At 74.4% G+C, this 26,651-nt stretch carries 26 protein-coding genes and 1 riboswitch; of the genes, 8 read left to right on the top strand and 18 right to left on the bottom strand.

Going from position 1 to position 26,651, the window contains the following annotated elements; all coding sequences use genetic code 11:
* Window positions 1–58 precede the first annotated feature (58 nt).
* Entirely contained in the window at window positions 59–115 is a 57-nt protein-coding gene (locus ACIQVT_RS08085) for a trp operon leader peptide (protein WP_121791294.1), read from the top strand.
* 97 nt (window positions 116–212) lie between these two features.
* Complete coding sequence (locus ACIQVT_RS08080; RefSeq protein ID WP_403749244.1) at window positions 213–2,102, top strand: anthranilate synthase family protein; 1,890 nt, start codon at window positions 213–215, stop codon at window positions 2,100–2,102.
* Window positions 2,103–2,147: 45 nt separating this feature from the next.
* Here ACIQVT_RS08080 and ACIQVT_RS08075 read toward each other — a convergent pair whose 3' ends face one another.
* From ACIQVT_RS08075 to ACIQVT_RS08060, 4 genes are all read right to left on the bottom strand, one after another.
* The gene (locus ACIQVT_RS08075; protein ID WP_403749241.1) at window positions 2,148–3,176 is read right to left on the bottom strand and encodes a 6-phosphofructokinase; all 1,029 of its coding nucleotides are present in this window, start codon (window positions 3,174–3,176) and stop codon (window positions 2,148–2,150) included.
* A gap of 107 nt (window positions 3,177–3,283) precedes the next feature.
* A complete protein-coding gene (locus ACIQVT_RS08070) occupies window positions 3,284–3,961 on the bottom strand; it encodes a response regulator (protein WP_403749239.1) in 678 nt (225 codons plus the stop codon).
* Window positions 3,961–5,205, bottom strand: coding sequence for a MacS family sensor histidine kinase (gene macS, locus ACIQVT_RS08065; protein ID WP_403749236.1), 1,245 nt, complete (start codon window positions 5,203–5,205; stop codon window positions 3,961–3,963). Before macS ends, ACIQVT_RS08070 begins: the two co-directional genes overlap by 1 nt.
* Window positions 5,206–5,265: 60 nt before the next feature.
* On the bottom strand, window positions 5,266–6,018 hold the full coding sequence (locus ACIQVT_RS08060; RefSeq protein WP_403749740.1) for a lysophospholipid acyltransferase family protein: 753 nt from the start codon (window positions 6,016–6,018) through the stop codon (window positions 5,266–5,268).
* A gap of 105 nt (window positions 6,019–6,123) precedes the next feature.
* Here ACIQVT_RS08060 and ACIQVT_RS08055 point away from each other — a divergent pair, with 105 nt between their 5' ends.
* Both ACIQVT_RS08055 and ACIQVT_RS08050 read left to right on the top strand, forming a co-directional pair.
* A complete protein-coding gene (locus ACIQVT_RS08055; RefSeq protein WP_403749234.1) occupies window positions 6,124–6,903 on the top strand; it encodes an alpha/beta hydrolase in 780 nt (259 codons plus the stop codon).
* Window positions 6,896–7,531 (top strand): hypothetical protein, encoded by a 636-nt coding sequence (locus tag ACIQVT_RS08050; protein WP_403749232.1) that lies wholly within the window; start codon window positions 6,896–6,898, stop codon window positions 7,529–7,531. Before ACIQVT_RS08055 ends, ACIQVT_RS08050 begins: the two co-directional genes overlap by 8 nt.
* A gap of 18 nt (window positions 7,532–7,549) precedes the next feature.
* Here ACIQVT_RS08050 and ACIQVT_RS08045 read toward each other — a convergent pair whose 3' ends face one another.
* The 6 genes from ACIQVT_RS08045 to ACIQVT_RS08020 form a co-directional block, all read right to left on the bottom strand.
* The gene (locus tag ACIQVT_RS08045) at window positions 7,550–8,302 is read right to left on the bottom strand and encodes an endonuclease/exonuclease/phosphatase family protein (RefSeq protein WP_403749230.1); all 753 of its coding nucleotides are present in this window, start codon (window positions 8,300–8,302) and stop codon (window positions 7,550–7,552) included.
* 81 nt (window positions 8,303–8,383) lie between these two features.
* Complete coding sequence (locus ACIQVT_RS08040; protein ID WP_403749227.1) at window positions 8,384–9,337, bottom strand: ROK family glucokinase; 954 nt, start codon at window positions 9,335–9,337, stop codon at window positions 8,384–8,386.
* 67 nt (window positions 9,338–9,404) lie between these two features.
* Window positions 9,405–9,893 carry a DUF5304 domain-containing protein gene (locus ACIQVT_RS08035; protein ID WP_403749224.1) on the bottom strand — a complete coding sequence of 163 codons (489 nt, stop codon included), beginning with the start codon at window positions 9,891–9,893 and terminating at the stop codon, window positions 9,405–9,407.
* A 57-nt stretch (window positions 9,894–9,950) separates the two neighbouring features.
* A complete protein-coding gene (locus ACIQVT_RS08030; protein ID WP_403749222.1) occupies window positions 9,951–11,123 on the bottom strand; it encodes an ArsA family ATPase in 1,173 nt (390 codons plus the stop codon).
* A gap of 44 nt (window positions 11,124–11,167) precedes the next feature.
* Window positions 11,168–11,611, bottom strand: coding sequence for an SRPBCC family protein (locus tag ACIQVT_RS08025; RefSeq protein ID WP_403749220.1), 444 nt, complete (start codon window positions 11,609–11,611; stop codon window positions 11,168–11,170).
* 120 nt (window positions 11,612–11,731) lie between these two features.
* Window positions 11,732–12,487: a metallophosphoesterase gene (locus tag ACIQVT_RS08020; protein ID WP_403749739.1), complete on the bottom strand. Its 756-nt coding sequence runs from the start codon at window positions 12,485–12,487 to the stop codon at window positions 11,732–11,734.
* Window positions 12,488–12,826: 339 nt separating this feature from the next.
* Here ACIQVT_RS08020 and ACIQVT_RS08015 point away from each other — a divergent pair, with 339 nt between their 5' ends.
* Window positions 12,827–14,623, top strand: a complete 1,797-nt coding sequence (locus ACIQVT_RS08015; RefSeq protein ID WP_403749217.1) for an AMP-dependent synthetase/ligase — start codon at window positions 12,827–12,829, stop codon at window positions 14,621–14,623.
* Window positions 14,624–14,690: 67 nt separating this feature from the next.
* Here ACIQVT_RS08015 and ACIQVT_RS08010 read toward each other — a convergent pair whose 3' ends face one another.
* Window positions 14,691–15,833: a glycosyltransferase family 4 protein gene (locus ACIQVT_RS08010; protein WP_403749215.1), complete on the bottom strand. Its 1,143-nt coding sequence runs from the start codon at window positions 15,831–15,833 to the stop codon at window positions 14,691–14,693.
* A 146-nt stretch (window positions 15,834–15,979) separates the two neighbouring features.
* Between ACIQVT_RS08010 and ACIQVT_RS08005 the strand changes: the two genes are divergently transcribed.
* A complete protein-coding gene (locus tag ACIQVT_RS08005; RefSeq protein ID WP_403749212.1) occupies window positions 15,980–17,212 on the top strand; it encodes a glycosyltransferase 87 family protein in 1,233 nt (410 codons plus the stop codon).
* A gap of 29 nt (window positions 17,213–17,241) precedes the next feature.
* Here the strand turns inward: ACIQVT_RS08005 and ACIQVT_RS08000 are convergent, their stop codons facing one another.
* The 5 genes from ACIQVT_RS08000 to ACIQVT_RS07980 all read right to left on the bottom strand — a co-directional run bounded on the left by ACIQVT_RS08000 (window position 17,242) and on the right by ACIQVT_RS07980 (window position 22,592).
* Entirely contained in the window at window positions 17,242–18,441 is a 1,200-nt protein-coding gene (locus ACIQVT_RS08000; RefSeq protein ID WP_403749209.1) for a hypothetical protein, read from the bottom strand.
* A 26-nt stretch (window positions 18,442–18,467) separates the two neighbouring features.
* Complete coding sequence (locus ACIQVT_RS07995; RefSeq protein WP_403749207.1) at window positions 18,468–19,475, bottom strand: NlpC/P60 family protein; 1,008 nt, start codon at window positions 19,473–19,475, stop codon at window positions 18,468–18,470.
* Window positions 19,476–19,715: 240 nt separating this feature from the next.
* Window positions 19,716–20,753, bottom strand: a complete 1,038-nt coding sequence (locus ACIQVT_RS07990; RefSeq protein ID WP_403749205.1) for an NlpC/P60 family protein — start codon at window positions 20,751–20,753, stop codon at window positions 19,716–19,718.
* Window positions 20,754–20,965: 212 nt separating this feature from the next.
* A complete protein-coding gene (locus tag ACIQVT_RS07985) occupies window positions 20,966–22,309 on the bottom strand; it encodes an NYN domain-containing protein (RefSeq protein ID WP_403749203.1) in 1,344 nt (447 codons plus the stop codon).
* A 43-nt stretch (window positions 22,310–22,352) separates the two neighbouring features.
* Window positions 22,353–22,592, bottom strand: a complete 240-nt coding sequence (locus ACIQVT_RS07980) for a hypothetical protein (RefSeq protein ID WP_067125142.1) — start codon at window positions 22,590–22,592, stop codon at window positions 22,353–22,355.
* Window positions 22,593–22,745: 153 nt separating this feature from the next.
* Here ACIQVT_RS07980 and ACIQVT_RS07975 point away from each other — a divergent pair, with 153 nt between their 5' ends.
* Window positions 22,746–23,537, top strand: coding sequence for a rhomboid family intramembrane serine protease (locus tag ACIQVT_RS07975; protein WP_403749199.1), 792 nt, complete (start codon window positions 22,746–22,748; stop codon window positions 23,535–23,537).
* Window positions 23,534–23,815, top strand: coding sequence for an Lrp/AsnC family transcriptional regulator (locus ACIQVT_RS07970; RefSeq protein WP_121789193.1), 282 nt, complete (start codon window positions 23,534–23,536; stop codon window positions 23,813–23,815). The genes ACIQVT_RS07975 and ACIQVT_RS07970 overlap by 4 nt, the downstream gene beginning before the upstream one ends.
* Before the next feature lie 26 nt (window positions 23,816–23,841).
* Here ACIQVT_RS07970 and ACIQVT_RS07965 read toward each other — a convergent pair whose 3' ends face one another.
* Together ACIQVT_RS07965 and trpD are read right to left on the bottom strand one after the other, a co-directional pair.
* Window positions 23,842–25,203, bottom strand: a complete 1,362-nt coding sequence (locus ACIQVT_RS07965; protein WP_403749197.1) for an aminotransferase class V-fold PLP-dependent enzyme — start codon at window positions 25,201–25,203, stop codon at window positions 23,842–23,844.
* A gap of 177 nt (window positions 25,204–25,380) precedes the next feature.
* Window positions 25,381–25,497: riboswitch (SAM riboswitch) on the bottom strand.
* Between the two features lie 75 nt (window positions 25,498–25,572).
* Window positions 25,573–26,637, bottom strand: a complete 1,065-nt coding sequence (gene trpD, locus ACIQVT_RS07960) for an anthranilate phosphoribosyltransferase (protein WP_403749195.1) — start codon at window positions 26,635–26,637, stop codon at window positions 25,573–25,575.
* Window positions 26,638–26,651 lie beyond the last annotated feature (14 nt).

Here is a 26,651-nt window from a genome sequence, read left to right as displayed (position 1 = left end):
AGAATGAGACGCGGAGATCGCTCCCTGGACACCGCGGGAGTGGGGTAGGGTTTTCCGCATGTTCGCGCCGTCGATCCAGAACTGGTGGTGGACCGCTTCTCCGGCGGCCCGCTGAACGCGCGTACCCACACTTCGCGAAGGCCGCCCGAGGGGCGGCCTTCGGCGTTCCGGGGGCCGTTCCTCTCCGTCACACGATCGAGAAGGAACCCGCCGTGCACCTCGATGACCTGCTCCGCGACCCCCGCCCCTTCGCCCTGCTCCGCCGCCGCACCCCCGGCCACGACGGGCGGACCGTGGAGGTGCTGCTCGGGCCGGTGACCCGCCGCGAGCGCCTCGCCGACCTGCCGGACGAGGGGCTCGCCCTCATCCCGTTCCGGCAGATCCGCGAACGCGGGTTCGACGTCCGCGACGACGGCACCCCGCTGCTCGTCCTCACCCCCGAGGAGACGCACACCCTGTCCCTGGACGAGGCGCTCGCCCAGCTGCCCGCGCACGGCGTGCGGGTCGAGGACGGCGGCTTCGACGTGGACGACGAGGAGTACGCGCGGATCGTCGGCCGGGTGCTGCGCGAGGAGATCGGCCGGGGCGAGGGCGCGAACTTCGTGATCCGGCGCACGTACGGCGGCCGGATCCCCGGCTTCGGCCGCGCGGACGCGCTGGCGCTGTTCCGCCGGCTGCTGACGGCCGAGCGCGGCGCGTACTGGACCTTCGTCGTGCACACCGGCGCGGACGCGGGCGGCCGGACGCTGGTCGGCGCCAGCCCGGAGGTGCACGTCCGGATGTCCGGGGGGACGGTCGTGATGAACCCCATCAGCGGGACGTACCGCTACCCCGCCGGGGGCCCGACGCCGGAGCACCTGCTCTCCTTCCTCGCCGACCGCAAGGAGCGCGAGGAGCTGTCGATGGTCGTCGACGAGGAACTGAAGATGATGTGCACCGTCGGCGACATGGGCGGGGTCGTCGTCGGCCCGCGCCTGAAGGAGATGGCGCACCTGGCCCACACCGAGTACGAGCTGCGCGGCCGGTCGTCGCTGGACGCCCGGGAGGTGCTCCGGGAGACGATGTTCGCGGCGACCGTCACCGGGTCGCCGGTGCAGAACGCCTGCCGGGTCATCGAGCGGTACGAGCCCGCCGGGGCGGACGGCACGGGCCGCGGCTACTACGCCGGCGCGCTGGCGCTGCTCGGGCGGGACCCCGGGGGCGCCCAGAGCCTGGACTCCCCCATCCTGATCCGCACCGCGGACATCGGCGCGGACGGCCGGGTGCGCGTGCCGGTCGGGGCGACGCTGGTGCGCGGCTCGGACCCGGCGGGCGAGGTCGCGGAGACCCACGCCAAGGCGGCGGCCGTGCTGGCCGCCCTCGGGGTCCGGCCGGGCCGGCCGGACGCGGAGCACGGGCGGCCCCGGCTCGCCGACGACCCCCGGGTGCGCGCCGCGCTGGACGGGCGGCGGGCCGGGCTCGCCCCGTTCTGGCTGCGGATGCGGGACCGCGCGCCGGAGCCCGCCGGGCACGCCCTGGTGGTCGACGGCGAGGACACGTTCACCGCGATGCTGGCGCACGTGCTGCGCTCGGGCGGCCTCGGGGTGAGCGTGCGGCGCCACGACGAGCCGGGGCTGCGGGCGGCCGTCCTCGCGCACGAGGGACCGGTGGTGCTCGGCCCCGGCCCCGGTGACCCGCGCGACCTGTCGGACCCGAAGATGCGTCTCCTGCGGGCGCTCACCGCCGAGGTGCTCCGGGAGCACCGGCACGGGGTGCTGGGCGTCTGCCTGGGGCACGAGCTGGTCGCGGCCGAGCTGGGCCTGGACCTGGCCCGCCGGGAGGAGCCCCGGCAGGGGGCGCAGACGGTGATCGACCTGTTCGGGCGGCCGGAGACCGTCGGCTTCTACAACAGCTTCGCCGCCCGCTGCGACGACGGGGCGGCCCGCGCCCTGGCCGCCCGCGGCGTCGAGGTGAGCCGGGCCGCCGACGGCGAGGTGCACGCGGTGCGGGGGCCGGGGTTCGCCGGGGTGCAGTTCCACCCGGAGTCGGTCCTCACCCTCGACGGCGCCTCGATCGTGGCCGAGCTGCTGGACCGGGTGCGCGGGGGGAGCAGGACGGCCTAGTCGGGCGGGCCCGGGGACCGTACGCCCCCCGGGCCCGGCCGGTGGTCAGCCGAAGAACACGCCGACCTCCTGGTAGAGGCGCGGGTCCACCGTCTTCAGCCGGGCCGTCGCCTCGGCCAGGGGGACGCGGACGATGTCGGTGGCGCGCAGGGCGACCATCGTGCCGAAGTCGCCGTCGTGGACGCAGTCGACGGCGTGCAGGCCGAAGCGGGTGGCGAGCCAGCGGTCGAAGGCGCTGGGCGTGCCGCCGCGCTGGACGTGGCCGAGGACCGTGGTGCGGGCCTCCTTGCCGGTGCGCCGCTCGATCTCCTTGGCCAGCCACTCGCCCACCCCGGACAGCCGGACGTGCCCGAAGGAGTCCCGCGACCCGTCCTTGAGCACCATGGCGCCGTCCTTCGGCACGGCGCCCTCGGCGACCACCACGATCGGCGCGTACGACGCCCGGAAGCGGGACGTCACCCACGCGCAGACCTGCTCGATGTCGAAGCGCTGCTCGGGGATGAGGATGACGTTGGCGCCGCCGGCCAGCCCCGAGTGCAGGGCGATCCAGCCGGCGTGCCGGCCCATCACCTCCACGACCAGGACCCGCATGTGGGACTCGGCGGTGGTGTGCAGCCGGTCGATGGCCTCGGTGGCGATGTTGACGGCGGTGTCGAAACCGAACGTGTAGTCGGTGGCGGACAGGTCGTTGTCTATCGTCTTGGGCACCCCGACGCAGGGCACCCCGTACGCGTCGGACAGCCGCGCCGCGACGCCGAGGGTGTCCTCGCCGCCGATCACGACGAGGGCCTGGACGTCCAGCTTGGCCAGGTTCTCCTTGATCCGGCGGATGCCGTCCGTCACCTCGAAGGGGTTGGTCCGGGACGAGCCGAGGATGGTGCCGCCGCGGGGCAGGATGCCACGCACCGCGGGGATGCCGAGGGGGACGGTGTCGCCCTGGAGGGGGCCGCGCCAGCCGTCCCGGAAGCCGACGAAGTCGTAGCCGTACTCCTGCACGCCCTTGCGGACGATGCCCCGGATGACGGCGTTGAGCCCGGGGCAGTCGCCGCCACCGGTCAGTACTCCGACCCGCATGGGGAAGTCCCTTCTCCGCGGTTGCCTGACGACCGGTCACGCTAATGGTGAGTCAGGTCACACGGGAGGGGCGGGACGAGTGATTCCGGGGCGTGCCCCCGCGCACGCTACGCGTCGTCGAGTCCGCGCTCTATCGCGTACCGCACGAGCTCCACCCGGTTGTGCAGCTGGAGTTTGCCGAGCGTGTTCTGCACGTGGTTCTGCACCGTGCGGTGGGAGATGACGAGCCGTTCGGCGATCTGCTTGTAGCTCAGGCCCTTCGCCACCAGCCGCAGCACCTCCGTCTCCCGGTCCGTCAGCCGCGGCGCGCCGGGCTCCCCGGCGTCCGGCGCGGGCGTGGGCTCGGCGGCCAGGCGCCGGTACTCGCCGAGGACCAGACCGGCGAGGCCGGGGGTGAACACCGGTTCGCCGGCGGCGGTACGGCGCACCGCGTCCAGCAGTTCCGCCGTGGAGGCGGACTTCAGCAGGTAGCCGGTCGCGCCGGACTTCACGGCCTCCAACACGTCCGCGTGCTCGCCGCTCGCGGAGAGGACCAGGACCCGCAGCGCCGGGTCGTGCGCGACCAGTTCCCGGCAGACCTGGACGCCGGGCTTGGCGGGCAGGTTGAGGTCCAGGACCAGGACGTCGGGGGCGGCGGCCCTCGCCCGGCGCACCGCCTGCTCGCCGTCGCCGGCGGTGGCGACCACCTCCAGGCCCGACTCGGCGAGGTCCCGGGCGACCGCGTCCCGCCACATCGGGTGGTCGTCCACCACCATGACCCTGACCGGGCCCCGCTGCTCCGTCATCACCGCTCCGCCTTCCTCCGCCGCGCCCGCGCGGCGCCCTTCGGTACCTTCAGTTCGACTTCCGTGCCCTGCCCGGGGACCGAGACGATCTCGGCGCTGCCGCCCAGGTCGCGCAGCCGGCCCCGGATCGACTGGGCCACCCCGAGCCGTCCCTCGCCCTCGGCCTGGGCGAGCCGGCCCGCGGGGATGCCGGGGCCGTCGTCCCGGACGGTGACGACCACCTCGCCCGGCTCGTCCTCCACCAGGATCCAGGCGCGCGCCTCCTCCCCGGCGTGCCGGCGCACGTTGTCCAGGGCGGCGCCGACCGCGGCGGCCACCTCCCGGGCCACGGCCGGCGGCAGTGGCACCGGGGCGCCGGGCTCGGCGAGGGCGACCCGGGCGCAGGCGTACGGGGCGAGCAGGCGGCGCAGGTCGGCGGGGCCGGCCGGTTCGCCGTCGTCCTCGACCCCCGCCCCCGCCCCGACGGCGCGGACGACGGCTCCGGCCGCCGCGTCCCGGGACACCCGGGACACCGGCACCAGGCCGCCCGAGACCAGCGTGCGCAGCGCCACCTCCTGCTCCCCGGCGAGCCGGCCCAGGTCGGCCGCCTCGCCGCCGAGGGCGGTGCCGCGCCGCTTCACCATCGCCAGCACCTGGAGCACGCCGTCGTGGATGTCCCGGGCCAGCCGCTCCCGCTCCCGGATCGCGGCCTCGATCTCCAGGGCGCGGGCGAGGGTGCGTTCGGAGGCACGGGCCACCTCCACGACGTAGCCGATCGCGATGGAGGCGACCCAGACCAGGATCACGTTGTGCACGGTGTCCCGGGCGGGGTGGCCGCGCTCGACGAGGTTGGCCGCGGCCACGGCGGTGGAGGCGACGGCCGCCCAGCGCCAGCCGCCCTTGACGGCGTAGGCCAGCACCGCGCCGGCCGTCCATATCGACGGCAGGGTGGGGCCGCCGCCGGCGATCCGCTCGTGGCTGTCGGCGAACGGGGTGAGCAGGATGCCGGTGACGGCGACGGCCAGGTCGGCGGCGAGGAAGCGCCGGGTGCAGCTCGCCGCGTTGGCCACCCTGGGGAGGGTGGCGAGGGTCCAGACCACCAGGACGGCGTAGTAGCCCACGGCGATCCAGGGGCGGACGAACTGCTCGTAGGCGGTGGCGCACAGGCCGATGGCGTACAGCGCGGTCAGGACGCGGTAGCCGGCCAGCGCGCGCCACAGCGGCAGCTCGACCGACATCCGCACGACGCGCTCGCGCTTGGGCATGGTCCCGCGTCCCCCCGACGTCCCCACGGCTCGACGGACCCCCGTCCGGGAGCCGTCCGGCTACTTCTCGGCCCGCTCCGCCGCCCCGACCCTGGCCTCTCTGGCCTCCCTGTCCGCCTTCGCCGCCTTGGCCGCGTCCGCGATCTGCCGTTTGGCCGCGGTGGCGTACATGTCGACGTACTCCTGGCCGGAGAGCTTCATGATCTCGTACATGACCTCGTCGGTCAGCGCGCGCAGCACGAACCGGTCGTGTTCCATGCCCTGGTAGCGGCTGAAGTCCATGGGCCTGCCGATGCGGATGCCGGGGCGCATCAGCTTGGGCACGACCTTGCCGGGCGGCTGGATCTTCTCCGTGTCGATCATGGCGACCGGGACGACCGGCGCGCCCGTGGCGAGCGCGACGCGCGCGAGGCCGCCGGGCTTGCCCCGGTACAGCCGCCCGTCGGGCGAGCGGGTGCCCTCGGGGTAGATGCCGAACAGCTCGCCGCGCTCCAGGACCTCTATGCCGCTCCTGACCGCCGCCTCGCCGGCGCCGCGCGACCCGGAGCGGTCCACCGGGAGCTGGCCGACGCCCTTGAAGAAGGCCGCGGTGAGGCGGCCCTTCACACCGGGGGTGGTGAAGTACTCGGCCTTGGCGATGAAGGTGACCTTGCGGTCCAGCACGGCCGGCAGGAAGAACGAGTCCGAGAAGGACAGGTGGTTGCTGGCCAGGATGGCGGGCCCCGTGGCCGGGATGTTCTCCACGCCCTCCACCCAGGGCCTGAAGGCGACCTTGAGCGGCCCCCCGATGGCGACCTTCATCGTGCCGTACAACACCCGTGTGCCTCCCGTTTCCGTCGAACAGACCATAACCCCAAGGACCGTCAATGGGCCCGACGACCCTGGTCGGTGTCAGTGCGGTCGCGTACGGTGAAGCACATGCCAGTTCTCCCCGGAGCCGAGCCGTACCGCCGTCAGGGCGGGGAGGTGGGGGTTCTCCTCTGCCACGGCTTCACCGGCTCGCCCCAGTCGCTGCGCCCGTGGGCGGAGCACCACGCGGCCCACGGCCTCACCGTGTCCCTGCCCCTGCTGCCCGGCCACGGCACCCGTTGGGAGGACATGCAGCTCACGGGCTGGCAGGACTGGTACGCGGAGGTGGACCGCGAGCTGCGGGTCCTCACCGAGAGCTGTTCCCGGGTGTTCGTCGCGGGCCTGTCGATGGGCGGCGCGCTGGCCCTCCGGCTCGCCGCACGCCACGGCGATCGGGTCGCCGGCGTGATCGTCGTCAACCCGGCGAACAAGGTGCACGGCCTGTCGGCGTACGCCCTGCCGGTGGCCCGGCACCTCGTGCGCACGACGCGGGGCATCGCCAGCGACATCGCCAAGGACGGCGCGACCGAGCTGGGGTACGACCGGGTGCCGCTGCACGCGGCGCACTCGCTGCGGGTCTTCCTGCGCCGGCTGGACGGCGAACTGCCGCAGGTCACCCAGCCGCTGCTGCTGCTGCGCAGCGCCCGGGACCATGTCGTGCCGGCGGCCGACGCGGCCCGCGTGCTGAGCCGGGTGTCGTCGACGGACGTCACGGAGAGCGTGCTGGAACACAGCTACCACGTGGCGACGTTGGACCTGGACGCGGATCGGATCTTCGAGGAGAGCCTCGCTTTCGTCGGCCGGCTCGCACCGGGTGTCGGCAAGGAAGGGACGGCCGCAGTTGGCTGAGCACGACTCCGGCCGGGAGGGCCGCGAGGACCGGGAGCCGGACGAGCAGGGCGTGCCGTTCGACGAGGACGCCGCCTGGCGGGCCATCGTGGCCGGGTACGGCCAGGAACCGCCGGACCCGCCCGGCGCCCGGCCCTTCAAGGCGGTGGAGGACCTGGCGCTGCTGGAGAAGAACGCCGGGCCGGAGACCGCGGGGACGGTCGGGGCGGACGCGGGCCCGGACACCGGCGCGGACCCCGCCGAGGACGGCGAGGGCGACGACGCGGCGGGCCGGCGGCCCGTCCGGCCGCTGGGCGGCTCGGTCTCCTTCGCCGTCGGGGTGGGCCCGCGCGACCACACCCCGGCCGAGCCGTCCGACGACGACTTCGACGAGGACGACGAGGGCCACTTCGTCCCGCCGGAGCCGCCGCCGCTGCCCGCCGCCGACACCACCTCCCGGTTCGCCTGGCTGGGTGTGGTCGGCGGGCCGGTGCTGCTCCTGCTGGCGGTGCTGTTCGGCTGGGACATGACCTGGTGGCTGGCGACCCTCGGCATCGGCGGTTTCCTCGGCGGTTTCGCGACGCTGGTGACGCGGATGCGCACGGACGACGACGAGGAGGACGGCCCCGGGCGCGGGGCCGTGGTCTGACACCGGGCGGGTCGCGCCTCAGACGGCCGGGACGCGCAGCGCGGCCAGCACCGGGAGGTGGTCGGTGGCCGCGGTCAGGTCGGCGTGGGTGACGCCCGGCTGGTCCAGCGGGACGCCGCAGCCGAGCACCTCGACGCCTCCGGTCGCGAAGACCGCGTCGATGCGCTGCCGGGGGTCGGCCGGGGTGGAGGTGAGGTCACCGCCCCAGGGAGCCGTGGCACGGCAGTCCTGGAGCCGGTCGGCGAGCCGGCGGAAGGTGGGGCCGTCGGGGCGTTCGTTGAGGTCCCCGCCGACGACGGCGTGGCCGGCACCGAGCCCGTCGAGGTGTTCCAGGAGCCGTGCCCCCTGCTCGGCGCGTTCCTTCCGGTCCAGGCTGAGGTGGCAGCTGATCACGCCGAGCCGGACGCCGCCGAACCGGACCACCGCCGTGGCGAGACCGCGGCGGTGCAGGCCGGGCCTGAGCGGGAACAGGACGTCCTCCGTCCGCTCCACCGTGGCCCGGAGCGAGCACAGGATGGCCGGCCCCGCGGCCGTCGCACCGCCGGTCAGGACGACCTGGCCCGAGGCCGCGGCCAGCCGGGAGAGCTTCTTGCGCCAGCGGAAGAAGCGGGGAGCCTCCTGCACCAGGACCAGGTCGGGGGCGCAGGCGGAGATGACGCGGGCGAGCGCGTCGGTGTCGTCGCGCATCGACCGGATGTTGTAGCTCAGCACCCGGACGACCGCGCAACCGTCCGGCTCCGTACGTGAGTTGGGAAGCAGCGGTGTTGCCATGCCGTCAATCTACGCCGACCGTCGAGCGGGCCGGCGCCCGTGCCCCGGGGGGTACGGGCGCCGTGTCCCCTCGGACGGGTGCTACATGATCGGGTCGGGCTCCCGGGCCAGGTCGGCCGCGCCGACCATGCCGGCCTTGTTGCCGAGCTGGGCCGCGATCACGTCGGCCACCGGGCGCCAGTTGCCACCGACCAGCCAGCGCTTGTACGACTTGCGAATCGGGTCGAGGACCAGGTCACCCTCGTCGGAGAGGCCGCCGCCGACGATGAAGGCGGAGGGATCGAAGAGGGAGGCCAGGTCGGCGAGGCCGGCGCCGGCCCAGCGGGCCAGCTCCCGGTAGGAGTCCACCGCCACCGGGCAGCCCTGGCGGGCGGCCATGGAGATGTGCTTGCCCTCGATGCCGTCCGGCGTGCCGTCGCCCAGCGCGAGCAGCACCTCGGCGCGCTCGGGGGTGGCGTTGGCGCGCTGCTTGGCGTAGCGGACGAGGGCGCGGCCGGAGGCGTACTGCTCCCAGCAGCCCTGCGAGCCGCAGCCGCACAGCAGGCCGTCCGGGACCATTCGGATGTGGCCGAACTCGGCGGCCACGCCGAAGTGGCCGCGGCGCAGCTTGTTGCCGATGATGATGCCGCCGCCGAGGCCGGTGCCGAGCGTGATGCAGATGACGTTGCGGTGGCCCTTGCCGGCGCCGAAGCGGTACTCGCCCCAGGCGGCGGCGTTGGCGTCGTTCTCGACCACGACGGGCAGGCCGGTACGGGCCTCGACCTTCTCCTTGAGCGGCTCGTTGCGCCAGTCGATGTTGGGCGCGAAGTACACCGTGGAGCGCTGGCGGTTGACGTATCCGGCCGCGCCGATGCCCACACCGACGATCTCGTGCCCGGCGCGCGCGCCCTCCACCGCCGAGGCGATGGCGTCCACGATGGCCTCGGGCGTGACGGGCGTCGGCACCTTGAAGGTCGAGAGGATGTTGCCTTCCTCGTCGACCACGCCGGCCGCGATCTTCGTGCCGCCGATGTCGACGCCGATGGTGAGTCCCATGAATCCCTCAGTTCCGGTCGAGCCCCGCTACGGCCAACCGTACCCGAGGCCCTGCCGTGCCAGGGCTTCAGTCCAGGTCGATGCGTTCCCCCGGACCGGTGCCCTCGTCCCCGTCGGACCGGCCGGGCGCGTCGGGTCCCCCGGGCCGGCCGTCGGCCGGGCGGGCGGTCCAGCGGTGCTCCTGCGCCTGGACGGCGGAGCGGTAGGCGGCGAGCAGCTCACCGCCGGCCGCGGCCAGGTGGTCGAACACGTCGGGGTTGCGTTCCACGACGGGTTCGACGGCGGCCTTCGCCTGCTCGACGACCTGCCGCACCACCTGCTGCGCGGCGGGGCCGGCGAGGGAGCCGAGCAGCGGCGCGCCGAGGCCGGACAGCTTGTCGGCGACCGTGTCCACGAGCTTCCTCAGCTCCTCGGCGGCGGTGCCCGGTGGCGGGCCGTCCCCGCCGCCGCGGCGGGCCTTCTCGGCGGCGAGGTCCTCGGCGCAGGCCTTGGCCCAGGCGTCGGCGTCGGTCGCCCGCCGCTCGTCCGGTTCGGGTACGGGGCGCTCTTCGCTCATGGCGGACTCCTGACGACGGTTCGCCCCTACGACGTTACCCGAACGGACGTGCCTCGTTCACCGTCCGGCGGCGGGCCACAGGCCGGGATCGGGGGCGAACCGGATGCGCAGCTCGCCGTCGCGGAGCGCGGCCCCGGCGACGGTGCAGCGGCGCAGGACGGCAGGGAGCGGCACGATCCGGCGGAACGGGCCCACCGTGACGAGGAGTTCGTCGCCGCGCCGGACCAGGTCCAGTTCCTCCCGTATCGCGCCGGGCAGCGGGAGGTGCCAGACCAGCACGCCGTCCTCGGCGATCCGGTCGGTGACGGGCCACTCGAGCGGGGCGGGCGCCGGGTTGACGCCGGGTACGGCGAGGGCCGTCAGGTCGTCGGGGCCCTGCGGGTCGTGTCCGAGGTGGGCCACGGTGTGGAGGTCGCCGGGCTGTTCCCGCCAGCCGTCGAGGGTCTTGCGCTGCTGGGCGAGGAGCCCAGCGAGCCAGTCCCCGCCGGCCTCGGGCAGGACCCGGTTGGCGATCAGCGACTCGGTGCGCAGGCCGCGCAGGGCGAGGCCGAGCGAGGCGGCGCGGACGGCGTCGGCACCGGCCGGGCCGGGTTCGGCGACCAGGCGTACGGCGGTGTTCCGGTCGGCGAGGACCGCCTGCACGGCGGCCAGTTCGACGTCCCAGCGGGCCGCCGTCTCGTACAGCCACTCGGCGGGCATGGGCACGCCGGCCAACCGGCCGAGGACCGGGCGCAGGGCGCGGGCGGCCTGCCGCTCGGGCGGCAGCAGGCGGCGCAGGTAACGGCGCAGTTCCTCGGGCAGGGCGAGCAGGGCGAGGGCCTGCGGGAGCGGCGGGAGGTCGACGACGAGGAGGTCGTGGCGCTCGGCGAGGGCCGCGTCACGCAGGGCGCGCAGCAGGGACAGCTCCTCGGCGCCGGGCAGCGGGGTGACCTCCTCGGCGTCCAGGCGGGCGGCGCCGAGCAGGTCGAGGACGTTCGTGGCGCGGGTCTGGAAGGCGGTGAGGTCCGCGCGGAAGCCGGCGGCCGCGTCGGGCCGCCGGACGGTGAGGCGCTCGGCGGCCCGCACGGGGTCCGGTCCTGTCACGGCGCCCAGTGCCGTGCCCGGGGTGTCGGCGTGGTCGGCGCTCAGCAGGAGGGTGCGGTGCCCCTCGCGGGCGGCGGTCAGCGCGGTGGCGGCGGCGATCGTCGTACGGCCGCTGCCGCCCGGGCCCGTGATCAGGATGGTGCGCATGGGGGTGAACGCTACCGCCGGGGGCGGGAGGGACGCCGGGGCGGTCACGCGTCCGGCGACTCGACCCGCTTCTTCAGTCCGGCGAGCGCCCGGTCGATGATGACCTTCTCGGCCTTGCGCTTGATCATGCCCAGCATGGGGATCTTCACGTCGACGGTGAGCCGGTAGGTGACCTCGGTGGCGCCCGCGCCGGCCGGCTTCAGCAGGTAGGTGCCGTCCAGGGAGCGGAGCATCTGGGACTTGACCAGCGTCCAGGAGACCTCGTGGTCGCCCGCCCAGGTGTAGGCGAGGGTCTGGTCGTCCTTGATGGCGCCCGCGTCCATGACGAGGCGGACCCGCTCGGCGCGGCCCTGCGCGTCGGTGGCGAGGACCTCCGCCTCCTTCACCTCGCCGGTCCAGTCCGGGTAGCGCCCGAAGTCGGCGATCACCGCCATGACGTCGGCCGGGGCCGCCTCGATCGTGATGCTCGAACTGGTGTGTTCCGCCATCGTCGTGGCTCCTCCGGATGGGCCGTGTGGAGAGGTGGGTGTGCGCCGGGCTGCGCACGTGTGTGCAGCGTGAAGGCTACCGCGCCACCGCCCGCCGGCCCTCACCCCGCCCGCGTGCCCTCACCATTCGAGCGCCCAGGGGGTGCCGGTGCCGGCGAAGTGCCCCACGTTGACGCACTCGGTGGCGCCGATCCGCATCCGGCGCGCCAGCGGCTGGTGCACGTGCCCGAAGAGCGCGTAGCGCGGCCGGGTGCGGCGGATGGCGTCCAGCAGGGCGCGGCTGCCGCGCTCGAAGCGGCGCGCGACGGTGTCGTAGACCAGCTCGGGGACCTCCGGCGGGATGTGGGTGCACAGGACGTCGACCTCGCCGACCGCCTCGATCTTCGCCGCGTACTCCTCGTCGCCGATCTCGTAGGGCGTGCGCATCGGGGTGCGCAGGCCGCCACCGACGAAACCGAAGGTGCGGCCGCCGATCTCCACGCGCTCGCCGTCGAGGACGGTGGTGCCGGGGCGGGCGTACTCCGGCCACAGGGCCGGCATGTCGACGTTGCCGTAGGTGGCGTAGGTGGGGGTGGGGAAGGCGGCGAACAGTTCGGCGTACTGCTTGCGCACGGCCCGTTCGATGGCGGCGGCGCGGTCGGTGCCGATGCCGCCCCACAGCCGGGTGCCGAAGGCGCGGGCCTCCTCGAAGCGGCGGGCGGTGCGCAGCTCGACGATCCGGTCGGCGTTCTCGGTGCCGAACAGGTCGGGGAAGATGCCGCGGGAGTGGTCGGCGTAGTCCAGGAAGAGGACGAGGTCGCCCAGGCAGATCAGGGCGTCGGCACCCTCGCCGGCCCGGGCCAGGTCACGGACGTTGCCGTGGACGTCGCTGACCACATGGACGCGGGTGGGCCGGCTGCCGGCGCGTGTGGGTGCCATGGCGATCAAGCGTAGGCGGAGCGCCGCACCTGTGAACAGTGCCGGTCAGGCCCTCGGTTACTCGCCGGTCGGATCGGCCGTCGACTAGTGTGCGCGAAGGAACGCCCCCGTGTGTGACGCAGCGAACATCTGCCCCGGTCCCCCTGTCCTAGACGCCATACCGGCGGGTAACGTCCGGGCAGTCCAGTCGTGCTCAGGATTTCAACTTGTGAATCCGCGAGCACTTGCCCGAGCCTTGGACCGCACCGTCGCATCGCACAACGTCGTGGCGCCGGCGCCCTATGAGGAGCAGCAGTCTTGCGCGAGTTCAGCCTTCCGGCTTTGTACGAGGTCCCCGCGGACGGGAATCTGACCGACATCGTCCGCAGAAACGCCGCGCAGCATCCCGACGTCGCCGTCATCGCCCGCAAGGTGGCCGGTGTCTGGCAGGACGTGACCGCCCGGACGTTCCTCGCCGAGGTGCACGCCGCCGCCAAGGGACTCATCGCCGCCGGTGTCCAGCCGGGCGACCGGGTGGGCCTGATGTCCCGGACCCGCTACGAGTGGACGCTGCTGGACTTCGCCATCTGGAGCGCGGGCGCGGTCACCGTGCCGGTGTACGAGACCAGCTCGCCGGAGCAGGTGCGCTGGATCCTGTCCGACTCGGGCGCGACCGCCTGCGTCGTGGAACTGGACGGCCACGCGGCGGCCGTGGAGTCGGTGCGCGACACGCTGCCCGCGCTGAAGCACGTCTGGCAGATCGAGGCCGGCGGCCTGGAGGAGCTGGGGCGGCTCGGCCAGGACGTGTCGGAGCGGACGGTCGAGGAACGCGGCTCGCTGGCCCGCGCCGACGACCCGGCGACCATCGTCTACACGAGCGGCACGACCGGCCGGCCCAAGGGCTGCGTCCTCACCCACCGCAGCTTCTTCGCCGAGTGCGGGAACGTGGTGGAGCGGCTGCGTCCGCTGTTCCGCACCGGCGAGTGCTCCGTCCTGCTCTTCCTGCCGCTCGCGCACGTCTTCGGGCGGCTGGTGCAGGTCGCGCCGATGATGGCGCCGATCAAGCTGGGCTGCGTCCCGGACATCAAGAACCTCACGGACGAGCTGGCCGCGTTCCGGCCGACCCTGATCCTCGGCGTCCCCCGGGTCTTCGAGAAGGTCTACAACTCGGCGCGGGCCAAGGCGCAGGCGGACGGCAAGGGCGCCGTCTTCGACCGGGCCGCCGACACCGCGATCGCCTACAGCCGGGCGCTGGACAGCGCGTCGGGCCCGTCGCTGGGGCTGCGGATCAAGCACAAGGTGTTCGACCGGCTGGTCTACAGCAAGCTGCGCGCGGTCCTCGGCGGCCGGGGCGAGTACGCCATCTCCGGCGGCGCCCCGCTGGGCGAGCGGCTCGGACACTTCTTCCGGGGCATCGGCTTCTCCGTGCTGGAGGGCTACGGCCTGACCGAGTCGTGCGCGGCGACCGCGTTCAACCCGTGGGACCGGCAGAAGATCGGCACGGTCGGGCAGCCGTTGCCGGGCTCGGTGGTGCGGATCGCGGACGACGGCGAGGTGCTGCTCCACGGCGAGCACCTGTTCAAGGAGTACTGGAACAACCCGGCCGCGACCGCCGAGGCGCTGGCGGACGGCTGGTTCCACACCGGCGACATCGGCACCCTCGACGAGGACGGGTACCTGCGGATCACCGGCCGGAAGAAGGAGATCATCGTCACGGCGGGCGGCAAGAACGTCGCCCCGGCCGTGATCGAGGACCGGATCCGGGCCCACGCGCTGGTCGCGGAGTGCATGGTGGTGGGCGACGGGCGGCCCTTCGTGGGCGCGCTGGTCACCCTCGACGAGGAGTTCCTGGGCCGCTGGTGCGCCGAGCACGGCAAGCCGGCCGGCTCCACCGCGGTGACGCTGCGTACGGACCCGGACCTGATCGCCGCGGTGCAGTCGGCCGTGGACGACGGCAACGCCGCGGTCTCGAAGGCGGAGTCGGTGCGCAAGTTCCGCATCCTGCCCTGTCAGTTCACCGAGGAGTCGGGGCACCTCACGCCCTCGCTGAAGCTCAAGCGGAACGTGGTGGCGAAGGACTACGCGGACGAGATCGAGGCCATCTACGCCAAGTGAGCCCGGCCGGCGGGCCGTCGGCCCCCGCGCCCGGCCGGCCGGTCCCCGCCGGGACCGGCCGCACCGCTCACAGCAGCGTCCGCAGCTTCTCCGCCAGCAGGTCCCAGCGCCACTTCTCCTCGACCCACCGCCGGCCGCGCTCGCCCATGCGGCGGCGCAGCTCGGGGTCCTGGAGCAGGACGACGATCCGCTCCGCGGTCTCCTCGGGCGAACCGCCCCGGACGACCCAGCCCGTCTCCCCCTCCAGCACCGCGTCCGGCGCGCCGCCCGAGTCGCCGGCGACGACCGGCAGGCCCGTGGCGGACGCCTCCAGATAGACGATGCCGAGGCCCTCGACGTCCAGGCCGCCGCGCCGGGTGCGGCACGGCATCGCGAACACGTCCCCGGCGCCGTAGTGCGCGGGCAGCTCGGACCAGGGCACGGCGCCGGTGAAGCGGACCGAGGCGGCGACGCCCGCCTCCTGGGCGAGGCGGCGCAGGTCCCGCTCGTAGGGGCCGCCGCCGACGACGAGCAGCACGGTGTCCGGCTCGGCGGCGAGGACGCGGGGCATGGCCCGGATCAGGGTGTCCTGGCCCTTGCGCGGCACCAGCCGGGAGACGCACACCACGACCGGCCGGTCGGTGAGGCCGAGCCGCGCGCGGACCTCGCCGCCGCCGGAGCCGGGGTGGAAGGTCTTCTCGTCGACCCCGGGCGGCAGCTGGACCATCCGCCGGGCCGCCGCCGGGCTGAGCGCGGTGGCGATCCGGGAGCGGGTGTACTCGCCGAGGTAGGTGACCGTGTCGGTGTGCTCCCCGATGCGGCGCAGCAGCTGCCGGGCGGCGGGCAGCTGGGCCCAGCCGGCCTCGTGCCCGTGGGTGGTGGCCACCAGCCGCTCGGCGCCGGCCGCGCGGAGGGCGGGCGCCATGAGGCCGAGGGGTGCCGCGGCACCGAACCACACCGAGGTGCAGCCGTGCTCCCGCAGCAGTCCGGCCGCCCGCCGGGTCACCCGGGGGGTGGGCAGCAGCATCGTCGTGGGGTCGCGGACGACGGTGAAGGGCTGCTCGGCGTCGAAGGCGGCGGTGGCCTCGGCGCCCTCACGGCCGCGCTTCCAGGTGGAGGCGTACACGACGAGCCGGCCGGGGTCCAGGCGGAGCGCCATGTTGTGCAGGAAGGCCTGGATCCCGCCGGGGCGCGGCGGGAAGTCGTTGGTGACGATCAGGGTCTTGCGCATCGTCCGCCGACCCTACCCAATCGCCCGTCCGGTGCCGGGCGCGGCCGGGTCCGTGGCATCGCACAGGTGCGCAGGACATCATGGTCGACCGGTACGGAATCGAACGGCGCGCCCGGTGCCGGGGACGGACGACGACAGGGGTCCACATGGAGAGGGAGGCCGTCCGGCGGTCCCTGGTCGCACCGCTCGCGGTGTGGGGCGTCACGCGCGCGGTGCTGCTGCTGTTCGTCTTCCGGGTGTACGTCTTCCCCGGCCCGGACGTCACCTCCGACGTGTCGGTGACCTACCAGGGCTGGTACGAGGTGCTGCGCCACGGAACGTTCCCGCTGTCCGACGTCACCTGGCAGTACCCGCCCGGCGCCGCCCTCGCCGTCCTCTCCCCCGCGGCCCTGCCGTTCCTGTCCTACCCGCACGCCTTCTTCCTGCTGGCGTTCCTCGCCGACGCCGCCGTGCTGGCCGCGCTGCTCGTCGCGGGCCGGCGCCCCGGCCGGTCGCCGCGCGGGGCCCGGGTGTGGGTGGCGGGCGTACCGCTGCTCGGACCGACGGTGTACGCCCGCTACGACGTGATGGTGACCGCGGTGGCCGTGGCGGCGCTGCTCGCCGGGGCGCGGCGCCCGCGGGTGCTGGGGGCGCTGGCCGCGTTCGGCGCGCTGCTGAAGGTGTGGCCGGTGCTGCTGCTGGCCGGGGCGGGGCGGCGGGCCTGGCGGACGGCGGCGGTGACCGCGGCGGGCCTCGCGGCGCTGTTCGCGGTGACCGTGCCGGGCGCGTTCGCGTTCCTGGCGTTCCAGCGGGAGCGGGGCACCGAGGTGGAGTCGCTGGGCGCGCTGGTCCTCCACGTGGCCCGGCACTTCGGGTGGCGGGGTCAGGTGCTGCTGAACTACGGCTCGATCGAGTTCCTCGGCCCGTACGTGGACCGGGTGAGCACGGCGGCACTGGCGCTGAGCGCGGTCGCGTTCGGCTGGCTGCTGCTGTGGCGGCTGCGCGCGGGCCGTCTCGCCCCGCACGTCCTCGCCGAGGCGGCGCTGACCGCGGTGCTGCTGTCCACGGTGACCAGCCGGGTGATCAGCCCGCAGTACCTGGTGTGGCTGGTCGGGCTGGCCGCCGTGTGCCTGTCGTACCGGGCGAGCCGGATGACGGCGCCGGCGTTGCTGGTCGTCCTCGCGTCGTTCGTGACGGTGCTGGAGTTCCCGCTGGGCTTCGCGCACGTGGTGGCGAGCGACGGGTACGGCATCGCGCTGCTGGTGGTGCGCGACGGCCTGCTGCTGGCGGCCGGCCTGACCGCGGCCCGCCGCCTGTGGTCCTCGGCCCCCGCGGCCGAGCCCACCGCCCCGTTCCCCCCTCACCCCACCCGGCCGAAGCAGAGCCCGGTCTCCTCCTGACCGGTGGCCGCGCGGGATTCCGGGCAGGCTCAGCCCAGCTGTTCCGTGACGTACCGGCGCCAGCGGGCGGTGAACTGCCCGGGGGTCGTGCCGAGGACGTCGGCGAGGGCCGCCCCGACCGCGCCCGCCCGCCCGCCGTGGGCGCCGACGGCGCGGTAGAAGGCGCCGAGCCGGGCGGGGCCCCACCGGTCGGCGATCATCCGGCAGGCCAGCCAGCCGCCCTCGTAGGCACGCGCCAGGTCGGTCGGATCGCTGGTGAAGCCGAAGTCCCGGTCGGTGGGGAGGGCGTCCGGCACCTCGCCCCCGGCGACGGCGCGGGCGAGTTCCGGGGCGGCCTCGGCCGGGGTGCGCCCGGTGTCCAGGTAGCCGATCCAGTCGGCGTAGCCCTCGGAGAGCCACAACGGGGTGGCGGCCGTGGTCCGCGCCCGGGTGGCGACGTGGGTGGTCTCGTGGGTGAGCACGACCTGCTTGCCGAGGCCGCCGAGGACGGCGTACGCCTCCGGGTTGACCACCACCCGGTCGGCGGGGGCCGCGGAACCGGCCGGGGCGGCGGCGCTCACCTCGCCGGTGGTGACGGCGGCGATGCCCCGGTAGGTGGCGGCCGGCGAGCCGAGCAGGGCCGCCATCCCCGCGAGGGACCGCGGGACCAGGACGACGATCCGGCGGCTCCAGCCGGTGCCCCAGGCGCGGGAGACGGCCGGGACCGCGCGGTCGGCGAGCCGGGCGTAGGCCCGCAGGCCGGCGGCGGGCGTGCCGCTGCCGAGCACCAGGCTGTGCGCGCCCCGCACCGCGGTCACGGTGCCCTGGTCCCACAGCTGCTGCCCGGCCTGCCGGGCGGGCCGGTCGGCGGTGACGTACCAGCGGCCGTCGGCGGTGCGGCCGAGGGTGAGCGTCCGGCGGACGTCCACGGGGGCCCGGTCGTAGCCGGCTACGCGGTAGCGCAGGTCGGCGTCGGCGGTGGCGCCGGCGCCGGTGCGGCGCACTCCGGTGACCCGGTAGCCGAAGGAGGCCAGCGGGAGGGCCCGCAGCCGGGTGTACTCGCCGCGGGCGCCCGTCCGGCCGTACGCCGTCTCGTCGTGGCCGAGCAGGGCCGCCGCCCGCCGGTCCAGCACCCGCTGCACCTCGGCCCGGGCCGGGTCGGTGCGCGGCCCGCCGCCGCACCCGCCGAGGGACAGCAGCAGCGCGAGCCCCACGGCTCCGACCCCCCACGCCCGCCTGCGACCAGCCACTTCCCGATCGTACGGCGAGCGGGCGGTCAGGGTCTGGTGACCGAGGAGACGGGCATCATCCCCACCGGGTCGTAGCGGACCGGGGCACCGGGGTAGGGCGCGTGGATGACCTGGCCGTTGCCGGCGTACATCGCCACGTGGCTGGCGTCGGAGCGGTACACGACCAGGTCTCCGGGGCGGGCCTGGGAGAGCGGGACCTGCCGGCCGGCGAAGCGCTGCGCCTGCGAGGTGCGCGGCAGGTGGATGCCGGCGTGCGCGTACGACCACTGCATCAGGCCGGAACAGTCGAACCCGGACGGGCCGTTGGCGCCCCACACGTAGGGGCGGCCGAGGGCGGAGCGGGCGGCGGCCAGGGCCGCCGCGGCGCGGCCGTCGGCGGCGGCGCCGACCGGGTCGGGCAGGTCCGCGCGGCTGCCCCGGGAGGCCCGGTCGTAGGCGGCGCGCGCGGCGGCGGGCAGGGCGTTGATCAGCTGCCGGGCCCGGGCGAGCTTGCGCTCCACGGTCCGCTTGTGGGCGGCCACCGCCCGGCGGCTGCGCTCGAGTTCGGCGAGCTTGCCGGACGCCTCCGCGCGTTCCTGGGCCAGGTCGCGCAGCGCGGACCGCAGTTGCCGCAGCTCGCCGGCCTGCCGGCTGCCGATGCGGTCGAGGGTGGAGGCCTTGTCGAGGTAGTCGTCGGGGTCGTCGGAGAAGAGCAGGGCGACGGCCGGGTCGATGCCGCCGGCGCGGTACTGGGCGCCGGCCAGCGAACCGAGGCGCTCGCGCAGGGTGTTGACGCGCTGCTGCTGCCGGGCGATGTGGTCCTGCGCGTGACGGACCTCGCGGCGCAGCACCCCGGCCCGTTCGTCGGCCCGGTCGTAGGCCTGGGTCGCCTTCTCGGCGGCCTCGTACAGACGGTCCACCTCGGCACGGGGGTCGGCGTCCGGCGCCGCGTGCGCCGGTACGGCGCCGAGCGCGGCCGCCGCGGCCGACACCACGCACAGGGCGGCGGCGCCCCGGTCGAATCCGGACGGGGCAAGACGGCGATGAGCGCCCACGAGAAGCCGAGTTCCTTCCGCTGGCCTACAGGACACGTCTCCCCGGCGCCGGGGACGGGGAGGCCCCGGGCCGGGGAAACGCGGCAGACAGTAGCCGTGCGGAGGTGCCGCGGCCAAAGACCGCGGAGTCAAGACAGAGTGACGCCCCGCCACTGACGCAGGTCAGGGGCGGGGCGTGACGTCAGTTCCGGTCACCGGGATTCGCTCGTTCGGGCGCCCCCCGGTACGTGTCGTACGGGGTCAGACCCGGACGCCGAACTGGAAGGGCATGTTGCCCATGGCCTCGTAGCGGACCACGGCACCGGTGTGCGGGGCGTGCAGCACCTGGCCGTTGCCGGCGTACAGGCCCACGTGGTGCAGGTCGCCGTAGAAGAAGACCAGATCGCCGACCTTCAGGTCGCCGACCGAGCCGATCCGGGTGCCGATGTTCGCCTGCGCCTCGGAGGTGCGCGGTATGGACACCCCGGCCTGGGCGTAGGCCCAGGAGGTCAGGCCCGAGCAGTCGAAGGAGGAGGGGCCGGTGGCGCCGTAGACGTACGGCTTGCCGATCTGGCTCTGGGCGGCGGAGAAGGCCGCCGAGGCGCGCCCGGAGGCGGGCGGGGTCTTGTCGCCGAGGTCCACGCGCTCGGTGGAGGAGCGGTTGGCGCGCTGCTGCTCCTGGGCGAGCTGCTGCTTCTCCTCGGCGGTCAGGGTGTTCAGGAGCTTCTGCGCGGCGGCGAGCTTCCCCTGGACCTCCTGCTTCTTGCTGCCCAGCTCGGTGCGGGTGGCGGCGAGGTCCTTGAGCTTCTCGGTGGCCTCGGCGCGCTCCTGGGCGAGTTCGCGCTGTTTGTCCTGGATCTTCCGTAGCGCGTCGACCTGCTGGCTGCTCAACTGGTCGAGCGTGGACGCCTTGTCGAGGTAGTCGTCCGGGTTCGAGGACAGGAAGAGCTGGACGGAGGCGTCGATGCCGCCGGAGCGGTACTGGGCGGTGGCCAGCGATCCGAGGCCGTCGCGCAGCTTGTTGAGCTCCTCCTGGCCGCGGGCGACGTCGTCCTGGATGGTGGAGATGTCCTTCTGGAGCTTCTGCTGCTTCTCCTTGGCGCCGTTGTACTTCTCGGTCGCCTGCTCCGCCTGCTCGTAGAGCTTGTCGACCTTGGCCTTCACCTCGTCCTTGTTCAGCTTCTCGCTGGGGGCGGCGTTGGCGGCGTTCGCGCTGAGCGCGACGGCAGCGGCGGCTGCGGTGGTCAGCACGGTCACACGGGTGCGACTGGGCTGCTTGGGTCGACGGTGGGACGCCACGGAGGACGAACTCCTTCTTGTGAGTGATCACCCGTTCGGAGGTTCGAGCCCAGACCCTAGTGACACAGTTGTGATCAGTTCAAATCCTCACAGGAAAAAACCCTGTCACGCCATGCATTCTTTGCACATGACTCACCGGTAGTGAGAGCCGGTTGACACACCGTCGCACGTCACTCGGGTCAATTCGGGCAAGCATGGCGCCCGTTGGGCCTTCAGGACAGTCGCTTCAGAAGCACCGCAGAAGCCACGGGACGGGCACCGGCCCTGGCGACCCCGTCGGCCACCTCCCGGTCGGTGGAGGCGACGATGACCGGACGCCCCGGCGGTTCGGCGCGCACGAGCTGGCGGATCAGCTCGTCGGCCGTGATGCCCGGCTTGGAGAACAGCACGCGCACCCCGCGCGGCGGGGCGAGCAGCACCGGCGCGGCCAGCTCGGCGCCGTCGAAGACGCACGTCACCTCCGCCCCGGTCTGCGCGGCGAGCGCGGAGAGCTGCCCCAGCAGCCGCAGCCGCTGCTTCTCCAGCGGCATCTGCGGATAGCCGGTCTTGGTCACGTTGTAGCCGTCGACGACCAGATGGGCCTGCGGGAGGGCCAGGAGCTGGTCGAGGATGGCCGGGTCATGCTCGGACAGGGCGCGCGCCGCGATGTCCTTCGGGGTCATCCGGCCCGGTTCGACCGCGTCGACCGTCTCGGCCGGGCGCACGGACACCGGGGGCAGGGCGAGTTCGCGCCGCAGGCCCTGGGTCGCCTCCAGCAGGGTGTCGAGCAGCAGCCGTACCCGCATGTCCTCCACGCTGCGGCCCTCCCGGGCCGCCCGCCGGGTGGCTTCCAGCGCGGCCTCCGCCTCGCTCAGGCGGGCCTTGAGCCGCCGGGACTCGCTGTCCGCCGCCGACACCCGCGCGTGCGCCTCGGCGCGCGCGGTGTCCATCTCGGCGTGCGCCTTGCGCAGCGCCGCCTCGCCCCGCTTGACGTCGCTGAGCGCGGCCCGCAGCTTGCGGTGCAGCGACTCGCCCTCCCGCTTCGCCGACTCCAGCTCCGCGCGCAGCCGTTCGGTCTCGGCGCGGGTGTGGTCGCGGGCCTGCGCCAGTTCCGCGCGCAGCCTCTCCAGCTCGGCGCGGCTCTCCTCGTCGGCCCGCTCGGCGTCCGCGCGCTGGGCCTCCTCGCCGGCCGCGGTGACCAGCTTCACCCAGCCCGCCGGGCGCAGTACGTAGGCCGCGGCCGCCACGTCGAGCGGGTCCGCGGCCGGGGGCGGCGAGCCGGAGTCGAGGGCGCCGGCGAGTTCCGGCTGGACCTCTCTGTACTTCTCCCCGATCCGCTGCCGGAAGAGCGGGTCGGTCTCCAGCGCCGCCGCCATCGCGTTGCCGGCGAACTTGGCCCGGCGGTTCGGGGCGAACCGGGCGTACTGCCGCAACTGGGCGGGAAGTTCGGCCATGGTCAGCCCGCCGAAGCCGTCCGAGACGATCTGCACGACCCGCCGGCGCACGCCGTCGGGCAGCGGACGGTCAAGCACCTCGGCGGTGCCGTCGCCCGGCCCCCCGTCCGCGCTCTCCACCATCCGTCACACCCCAATACCGAAAGCCTCGGCGGGACCGCTCCGCTCAGGAGCCGGCGCCCGGCCTGTCCACGAGTTCCACCTGGTCCACCGCGTTGCACCAGCGGCAGCGCACCGACTCGATGGTCTCACCGACCACCTCGCGCTCCTCCACCGTCGGCTCGCCGGCGAGGTCGAGGTGGACGTACTCGACGACCTTGGAGGAGCGGGTCACGTCGAAACGGGTCAGGTTGCCGCACAGGGTGCAGCGCCATCGTGTCGTGGCCGTCGGCAGGGGAACCGTCATCGTGACTGTCCGCTTCCTTCTCGTGTCGGTCCGCGCCGTTCCCCGGCGCGTGTGGCTCGTAACCCTACGGCCTGCCGGGTGGTCGCCGCCCGTCCGTTCACGGCGGCGAGGCGGTCTGTCGGCTTGCGTCCCGTTACGTCATGCTCTGTAGTCATGATCAGCACCTGGAGCACGGCGGCCGGCAGGACACTGGGGCGGGTCCGGGGCACCCCGGCACCGATCACGTACGGCCTCATCGTCCTGTGCTGCCTGATCTTCGTCCTCGGCCCGGCCTCCGGGCTGACCCCCGGGTACGGCACCGGGGACGCGCTGCTCGCCGCGCAGCGGACGTACTTCCGGCGCTGGGGAGTGGTGCCGGGCCAGCTGTTCGGCGGACCGGCCCGGGAGGCGCTCACGCCGGCCACCGCGCTGTTCGTGCACGGCGGCTGGGTCCACCTGCTCGGCAACATGCTGTTCCTCTTCGTCTTCGGGGCGATGACCGAGGAACGCATGGGACGGGTGGAGTTCACCCTGTTCTACGTCGGCTGCGGCTACCTCGCCCTGCTGGGCTACGCGGCCGCCAACGCCACCTCCGAGCAGTCGCTGGTCGGCGCCTCCGGGGCGATCTCGGCGGTCCTCGGAGCCTTGCTCTACCTGTTCCCCCGCGCCCGGGTGACCAGTCTCCTGCCGTTCCTGTTCTTCCTGCCGCTGCGCTTCCCGGCGTGGGTGGTGCTGCCGTTCTGGGCGGCGCTCCAGTGGTTCGCGGCGGGGCGGGCCTCCGACGGGCCCGGGGTGGCCTACCTCGCGCACCTGGTCGGGTTCGGCCTGGGGTTCTGCTACGCGTGGGCGCGCTACGGACGCGGCCACCGCCGCGCGGGCGGTCCCGGCGCGGCGGTGGCCGACGGGCGGGCGACTAGAGTGAGGGCCGCACCAGCTCCGGTCACCGAGGGAGAGACACAGCCGTGATCACCGCGATCGTCCTGATCAAGACCAGCGTGGACCGGATCCCCGAGATCGCGGAGCGCATCGCCGCGCTGGAGAGCGTCAGCGAGGTCTTCTCGGTCACCGGCACCTACGACCTGATCGCCATGGTCCGGGTCGGGCAGCACGAGGACCTCGCCGAGATCATCCCCGGCCGGATCAGCAAGATCCCCGGCGTCGAGGCCACCGACACGCACGTCGCGTTCCGCACCTACTCCCAGCACGACCTGGAAGCCGCCTTCGCGATCGGCCTCGACAACTAGGCCCTCTCGTTCGGATCGCGCCGGGCTCAGACCGCCGGGACGCAGCGGCCGTCCTCCGTGCGGTAGCGCCAGCGGGCCCCGTCCCGCACCAGCTCGCGCACGGCGGCCACGAAGCGCTCGACGTGCTCGTCGGGGGTGCCGGCGCCGAAGCTGACCCGGACGGCGTTCAGCGACTTCTCGCCCGGGGCCGCCTCCGGGGCGCCGCACTCCCCCTGGGTCTGCGGGTCGGTGCCCAGCAGGGTGCGGACCAGGGGGTGGGCGCAGAACAGGCCGTCGCGGACGCCGATGCCGTACTCGGCGGAGAGGGCGGCGGCGAAGTGCGAGCTGTTCCAGCCCTCGACGACGAAGGACAGGACACCGACGCGCGGGGCGTCGTCGCCGAACAGGGAGAGGATCCTGACCTCCGGGACGTCGGCGAGGCCCTCGCGGACCGTGCGGATCAGGTGCTCCTCGCGGGCGACCAGGGTGTCCCAGCCGGCCTCGGTGAGGGCCTTGCACGCGGCGGCGATGGAATAGGCGCCGATCACGTTCGGGGAGCCGGCCTCGTGGCGGGCGGCGCTGTCGTGCCACTCCACGGCCACCCCGCCGTCCTGCCGCCGGGTCACCCGGCGGCTGGCGCCGCCGCCCGCGAGGTACGGGTCGGCCGCCCGGAGCCAGTCGGCGCGGCCGGCCAGGACGCCGGAGCCGAACGGGGCGTACAGCTTGTGGCCGGAGAAGGCGACCCAGTCGACGTCGAGGTCGCGGACGTCCACCGGGTGGTGGGGGGCCAGCTGGGCGGCGTCCAGGACGATGCGGGCGCCGTGGGCGTGCGCGGCGGCGGCCAGCTCGCGCACCGGCCACAGCTCGCCGGTGACGTTGGAGGCGCCGGTGACGCACACCAGGGCCGGGCCGTGGGGGTCGCGGTCGGCGAGGGCCCGCTCCAGGGTCTCCAGGGCCTGCCGCGGGGTGCGCGGGGCGTCGAGGTAGGTCACCCGGGCGTCCCGCCAGGGCAGCAGGGAGGCGTGGTGCTCGGTCTCGAAGACGAAGACCTGGCAGCCGTCCGGGACCGCGCGCGCCAGCAGGTTGAGGGAGTCGGTGGTCGAACGGGTGAAGACGACCTGGTCGTCCGGGCGGCAGCCGAGGAACTCGCCGACGGTCCTGCGGGCGTTCTCGAACAGGTCGGTGGAGAGCTGCGAGAGGTAGCCGGCACCCCGGTGCACGCTGCCGTAGTACGGGGCGTAGGCCGCGACGTCGTCCCACACCCGCTGGAGGGCGGGGGCGCTGGCCGCGTAGTCGAGCGCGGCGTAGGCGACCTCGCCGCCGGTGACGAGCGGGACGGTGACGTCGGCGCCCAGCACGGGCAGCGGGGCGTGGAGGGACCGGTCGGCGGCGGGGGTGGAGACGGACATGGCTGGACTCCCGTTAAGGCAGGTGGAAGCCACCGGGCGAGCGGACGTGCTCGAGCGTCGGTGGGGTGACAGGGGGATGCGGAGGCGGGGCTCTGCGGCCCTAGCGCATTCGCTGACTCACGGGAGGCTCCTCGACGACCAGGATCCCTGGTCCCACACTGCCGGGAGTGTGCGAGGGATCCGCGCTTGCCGCGGACCTTGCTGTCCACGGCCTGGTCTTCACCCGGGGCACCCCGCCACGGACGGAGGGTTGCCGGACAGTCGGCCGGGGCCTCATGACTGTCACTCATGACCTGGTGCAAGAAAGTACGCGAACTGATCGTCGCCCCGCAACCCGTGTCCGGATCGCGGGACGACACCGCGGTGCGGTCAGGCGTTGCTGGCCGCCACCCAGCGCTCCAGCACCCGCCGGGCCGCGCCCGAGTCGACCGACTCCGCGGCCTTCGCCATGCCCGCGCGGAGCTGCTCGGTGAGCGACGCGTCCGTCGGCTCCAGGGCCACCAGGGCGGCCGCCGAGTTCAGCAGGACGGCGTCCCGTACGGGCCCCCGCTCCCCGTCGAGGAGGCGGCGGGCCACCTCGGCGTTGTGGGCCGGGTCGCCGCCGCGCAGCGCCTCCACCGGGACCAGGTCGAGGCCGGCGTCACGGGGGTCGAAGGACTCCTCGCGGACCCGGCCGTCGCGGACCACCCACACCCGGGAGGTGGCCGTCGTCGTCAGCTCGTCCAGGCCGTCGTCGCCGCGGAAGACGAGGGAGGAGTTGCCGCGTTCGGCGAGGACGCCCGCGACGATCGGGGCCTCGTGCGCGACGGCGACGCCGACCGCCTGGGCCCGCACCCGCGCCGGGTTGGTCAGCGGGCCGAGCAGGTTGAACACGGTCCGGATGCCCAGCTGCCCGCGAGCCGCGCCCACGTGGCGCAGCGCCGGGTGGAACTTCACCGCGAAGCAGAAGGTGATGCCGGCCTCCTCCGCGACCTCCACGACCCGGCGCGGGGTCAGGTCGAGGTTGACGCCGAGCTTCTCCAGCACGTCGGAGGAGCCGGACGCCGAGGACGCGGCCCGGTTGCCGTGCTTGACGACCTTCGCGCCCGTGCCGGCCACGACCAGCGAGGACATGGTGGAGATGTTCACCGTCCGGGCCCCGTCGCCGCCCGTGCCGACGATGTCGACGGTGCGGCCGGGCACCTCGATGACGTGCGCGTGCTCGTACATCGTGCGGACCAGGCCGGTGATCTCCTGGACCGTCTGCCCCTTCGCCCGCAGCGCCACCGCGAAGCCGGCGATCTGGGCGTCGGTCGCCTCGCCGCGCATGATGCGGTCCATCGCCCACGCGGTGTCGTCGGCGGCCAGGTCCTGGCCCTGGAGCAGCCCGTTCAGGAGGACGGGCCAGGAGCGGTCCGCCGTGGTGTCGCCTCCAGCGGGGGTCACAGCGCTCATCAGCCGCTCCTCGT

The sequence above is a fragment of the Streptomyces sp. NPDC100445 genome (assembly GCF_044759735.1).
Classification (GTDB): domain Bacteria; phylum Actinomycetota; class Actinomycetes; order Streptomycetales; family Streptomycetaceae; genus Streptomyces.
This window is presented reverse-complemented; position numbering and strand designations above follow the sequence as displayed.